Genomic DNA, 4,883 nt, shown 5'->3' on the forward strand with positions numbered 1-4,883 from the left:
GGATTGTTAGTATGAATCATGAGAGTTACCTCGTGTTTTGTATAAGGATTGGACACCCATATCAAAACCGGTAACTCTCAACCTTGCAAGGTCCAGTGTCAGATCAAGTCGCGACTAATACAATTTACGCGTCTGGACTATCCTGCGCGTCCTCGCCGTCCTCTTCTTAACCAAATCTTCTCGTAACGCCTCCAGCGCCTCGCGTGTTAGCAGTGCCAGCGTGCGATAAAATGCCGTGGTGGCGTGACTTTCGACTTTACCAAGAAACCGATCGCTCCACGGCAGCAAAAACTCGTCAAACAGGGCCAACTGCGCGACATTTTCATCTTCCCCAGCCTGATCCTCAAGCCATGATGCGGCCAGCAGCAACGCGCCAAAATGGTCAACAGCGCCCTCTTTGAGCGGCATGCCGCGCTGTTGTAGAAAAACGCGAACAGCGTCTTCTTCCTCATTCTCGACATAGGAAGAACGCCAGGGGGAAACCGCACCGCCCTGTTCAATAAATAGCGCGTGATAATCGGCAGTTAATGCGCTGAGATCAACGCTCTGCTGCATGCGCTCCAGCAAAGCATCCTGATTAAGCGGCCAGTGTGGCTTGAGTTTGCCCTGTTCAATCATCGTCAACAAAGGGGTCACCACGGCATCGTCAGGGGCCCGATTAAACAGCGTACCGAGCAGCCGGCATACCAATGAGAATTCGTTCATGTCATACCTGTTGTTATTATGGCGATTAAGTGACAACGTCACTAAACAATTACAAAGCCGCCAGTTCTGCTATCGCAGGGCGACCTCGTTGTTCCAGAAAATCTAAAACGCGGCGCGGGCTCACATTCAGTATACGCTCTTGCGGAAAATCAATTTCCTGCACAATACGTTCGCAGTGTGTAAAATCGCCTAAGGTGAACGCGATGTGGGAATCAGAGCCAAGCGCCAACCTTCCGCCCGCATCGCGTACCGCCTCAGCAATGGCGCGACAGTTGGGTCCACTGCCCTTGCGTGAATGCATAAACGAGGAATTATTCAACTCAAGCGCAACGTCATAGTGCGCTGCGGCTTGCGCCACGGCGGCAATGTCAATCGGATATTTGGGGTTGCCCGGATGACTGATGATATGCACATTGCCACTGGCCATGGTGGCAATCAGCGCCTCGGTGTGAGTAACAAGATCCTGCGGTGGCAGTACCGGTTCATGAAAGCCGGCAATGACCACGTCCATTTGATCAAGCATGATCCCGGTACAGTCGATGTCGCCCTGACGGTTTTTGATATTGGATTCAATACCACGCAGGATGCCGACGCCATCCACCAATCGCGGCCACACACGCATATTCATAAAGTGCCAATAGTGCGGCGCATCAGCCATGTCTGGACCATGATCGGTGATGGCAAACAGGCGGATGTTTTTCCGTTTAGCCTCTGCGATATAATCATGTAGAGTGCTGTAGGCGTGGGTACTGGCGACAGTATGCATATGTAAATCGACGGGATACATGGTCTCTCCTGGCTAGGCATTGCACCGTCAGCATACCATTTCTCACTGACACTGACACTGACACTGACACTGGCAGCCTGCGCCGCAGCCATAACGAAAATTTAACACACTGATAGCGCCCTAATTTAAACTAAAATAGGTCAGTAAATCAGCAAATTGCATTAATTTTAGCTAAACGCTCATTTTGTTGCATAAACTCATTGACGCTGCTCGGCAATTTACCTACATTATTAGCGCGCGTCGCCGCAGCATACTGATGGCGAACAATCCGGTGAGGTGTCCGAGTGGCTGAAGGAGCACGCCTGGAAAGTGTGTATACGTGAAAACGTATCGAGGGTTCGAATCCCTCCCTCACCGCCAGATAAAAAACAAAACGCCCCTGATTTCTCAGGGGCGTTTTGTTTTTGCAATAATTCTACGCTTGTCTGCTCTGACTCATAAATTGCAAATACGGCTTGTTGCGCAGAGCGCGAATACACTGCACTGCAAAAAATACATTCACTGCCGTAGCTGCGCTTGCATAATATCGTTTTATCAATCAGGGTAACCTTTCTTTCGCCTTGCAGTTGATGCGATGCTGAAAATCAGCCTGATTGAAGTGATAGCCCAACTGCTCTGCTTTTCGTTTCTCGCGCGTGTATTTACAGTAAATTGTGTGTGTGGGGGGGACATTCCGTTTGGAATATCGATACCCGCACGACTGAGCATCAATATTGCTGAGAATAAGTTCTTCACAAAAAACGCCGTTCTCTTGACCATTTCCTTTCTCATTTAATAGCATGCTGTTGATTCGTCGCTATGCGACAAAACATCTTCTGTCTGCGCGCCTTGACTTATTACGCTTCGCTGCGCGACACGTTGTATATCCTGTGGCCTGCTTTAAAAGCAAAAACCTCCGCAAATGTGCGGAGGTCATTTAGGACAAATCAATGAGACCGGTACAAAAGGAGACTACGCGGTAACCGCCCTGTCCTCCATGGCTTGCCGCCAGCCTCCCAACCATTCAGATCGGGCATTAATAGATTGATAAGGACAAAGTTCCTTCGACTTTCCGGAAAGTCCTGCTTGATAGCCGCGCGATTGCGCCCGTTCCAAACGATCTCGTTTCTGTCTCTTCATGCCTCATTTCCCTCATTGTTCATCTGGTGGAAAGAAAACAGTGACTGCTTTTCGAGCACCCACATGGTATTAGTAGCGATTCTGGGCACGAAGGTCAAGGCTAAAAATTCACTATCCTGTCACATTAATGCTATATGCTTCGCAGCGAACGTTATCTCCTGTATGCATAACGGTTGATCTTCGGGAAGCTTTTCCTAGGGTTTTTACCCCACAGAAAAAAAAGGGCTTGCTATTCTTTTCTTGGAATCCGAGAAAATAGGAATATTCTTACAAGCCTGCGGCCGCACGCCAACAGCGTACGCCATCGGTTTCATTTAGCGGCGTCAGTAATTGGGGCTGCCCACAATCAGCGCTCGCATAAGGGCAACGTTCTCGAAAAAAGCAGCCCTGCGGTAACCGTCGATTACTGGGTAATTCGCCCGTTTTCATCTCTTCTCCGGCCTGTTGCAATAACGGCCTGTCAAGCCGAGGAACCGACTCCAGCAACAAACGGGTATAGGGATGGCGCGGCTGGTTCAGGACACTATGCGCCGTACCTAATTCAGCGATTTGCCCTAAATACATGACAGATAACCGAAATATTATGAGATATCAGCACGTAGGTAAGCTTACGCTGTCGCTGTAGCATCACCAGTAAATTCAGAATTTGTGCCTGAACAGAAATATCCAACGCTGACGTGGGGTTCGTCCAATAAAATGATATCCGGCTGTGCCGAAAGCGCGCGCAATGGCGATACGCTGGCGCTGACCGCCGGAAAACGCATGGGGCAAACGGTCAAGATATTCACGACGAATGCCCACCAACGTCGCCAACTCGCAGGCCAGCGCTCTGCGTTCCGTTTCACTGCCGTGCCCCTGCAACCAGACAGGCTCGGTGATAGTGCGCCACACGGGCAGTCGCGGATCGAGCGATGACAGAGGGTCCTGAAACACCATTTGCATTCCATTTGCCAGCCACGACCCCGGTGAACGCGCTCGCACGCACTCACCCTGTGAAGGCGCTAACATCCCCATCAATACCTGTGACAAAGTGCTTTTCCCGCAGCCGGACTCTCCGACCACGCCCAAGGTTTCACCATCGTTAATCGTCAGATCGAGGCCATTAAGCGCATGGACTTGCTCAACCACCTTGCCACGCCAGTTACGCTTTGCCGGGAAACGAACGTGTACATCACGCAGCGTCAATAAGGCGTCATTCATTTTCCACCTCCCTCTGAGGATTCTAGCAGGCAACCTGCTGGGAAGATGCTGCCAGCGTATGCAATTCAGGGCGTTGATAGCAGCGTTCTGTCGCTGCCGTACAGCGCGGACGAAACGCGCAGCCTTCGGGCAACTGCGATAAATTAGGCACAGTGCCGGGGATAGCCGGCAGCACGGCACGCGGTATGGCATCATCCGGTGCGCAGCGTAATAGTCCTTGAGAATAAGGGTGGGCGGGACGTTGGATAAGCGCCTGTGTGGCACCGCTCTCAATAACGGTACCAGCATACATCACATACAGCCGATCGCACAGTTGCGATACGACGGCCATGTCGTGACTGATAAACAGCACAGCCGTACCACGTTCCTGCGCCTTTTGTTTTAACAGGCGCAGCACCTGACGCTGCACCGTAACATCCAACGCGGTGGTGGGCTCATCGGCAATGATCAGTTCAGGATTGCAGGAAAAAGCCAAGGCGATCATTACGCGCTGTCGCATGCCGCCAGAGAGTTCAAACGGGTAACGTTTCATCAACTGCTCTGAATCAGAAATTTGCATTTCTGAGAGCAATACCAACGCATGGGCGTGTGCATCGCGTTTATTCAGCGGTTGATGCTGTTGGATAACTTCGCGCATCAAATCACCGACACGGCGCGTTGGGTTCAGTGCCGTCATCGGTTCCTGAAAGATCATGGCGACCTTGGCACCACGCATCTGGCGCAGGGTGCGCTCCGACGCATTGAGCATATCCTGCCCCAACAGGGTAATGCTGCCGCTATTGATGCTATAGCGGTGCTAAAATACATAAAAACTATATATATCAATATATTGCTTGACTTTATCGCTCAAAGAATAGGCGACAAAACACAACAAAGCACGACAATACACAACATTTTTATCAATAAGTTACCGTCCATTTCGACTTGCCGACTCCCTTCCTTAGACGTGACAAATCACATTCACTAAGGGCCTGAAATCCCGATGACACCCCGTCACTTTGCACGGTATACTGCGCCGATGACAACATCCTCACTCTCCCAACATGACTCCCTGTTCAAAAAGTTCCTCGGC

The 4,883-nt window shown here is 50.8% G+C and carries 3 protein-coding genes, 1 tRNA gene and 2 pseudogenes; 1 reads left to right on the forward strand and 5 read right to left on the reverse strand.

Annotated features, from left to right (window positions below):
* Positions 1-114: 114 nt before the first annotated feature.
* Positions 115-705 (reverse strand): TorD/DmsD family molecular chaperone, encoded by a 591-nt coding sequence (locus tag ACTBDZ_RS15115; protein ID WP_438815926.1) that lies wholly within the window; start codon positions 703-705, stop codon positions 115-117.
* Between the two features lie 49 nt (positions 706-754).
* Positions 755-1,492, reverse strand: a complete 738-nt coding sequence (locus ACTBDZ_RS15120) for a phosphatase (protein ID WP_438815927.1) — start codon at positions 1,490-1,492, stop codon at positions 755-757.
* 270 nt (positions 1,493-1,762) lie between these two features.
* Between ACTBDZ_RS15120 and ACTBDZ_RS15125 the strand changes: the two genes are divergently transcribed.
* Positions 1,763-1,852 (forward strand) — tRNA-Ser (locus tag ACTBDZ_RS15125).
* A 591-nt stretch (positions 1,853-2,443) separates the two neighbouring features.
* On the opposite strand, the gene rmf is transcribed toward ACTBDZ_RS15125, so the two are convergent.
* The 3 genes and pseudogenes from rmf to ACTBDZ_RS15140 form a co-directional block, all read right to left on the reverse strand.
* Complete coding sequence (gene rmf, locus ACTBDZ_RS15130; RefSeq protein WP_195312963.1) at positions 2,444-2,611, reverse strand: ribosome modulation factor; 168 nt, start codon at positions 2,609-2,611, stop codon at positions 2,444-2,446.
* A gap of 267 nt (positions 2,612-2,878) precedes the next feature.
* Positions 2,879-3,811, reverse strand: a pseudogene (locus tag ACTBDZ_RS15135) (ABC transporter ATP-binding protein).
* 22 nt (positions 3,812-3,833) lie between these two features.
* Positions 3,834-4,601, reverse strand: a pseudogene (locus ACTBDZ_RS15140) (ABC transporter ATP-binding protein); the annotation flags it as partial.
* Positions 4,602-4,883 lie beyond the last annotated feature (282 nt).

It is taken from the genome of Symbiopectobacterium sp. (assembly GCF_051710365.1).
Lineage (GTDB): Bacteria > Pseudomonadota > Gammaproteobacteria > Enterobacterales > Enterobacteriaceae > Symbiopectobacterium.

Excerpts from the sequence above, each read along its gene's own strand:
- ACTBDZ_RS15115 (WP_438815926.1), bottom strand. The coding sequence starts at position 705 with ATGAACGAATTCTCATTGGTATGCCGGCTGCTCGGTACGCTGTTTAAT.
- rmf (WP_195312963.1), bottom strand. The coding sequence starts at position 2,611 with ATGAAGAGACAGAAACGAGATCGTTTGGAACGGGCGCAATCGCGCGGC.
- ACTBDZ_RS15120 (WP_438815927.1), bottom strand. The coding sequence starts at position 1,492 with ATGTATCCCGTCGATTTACATATGCATACTGTCGCCAGTACCCACGCC.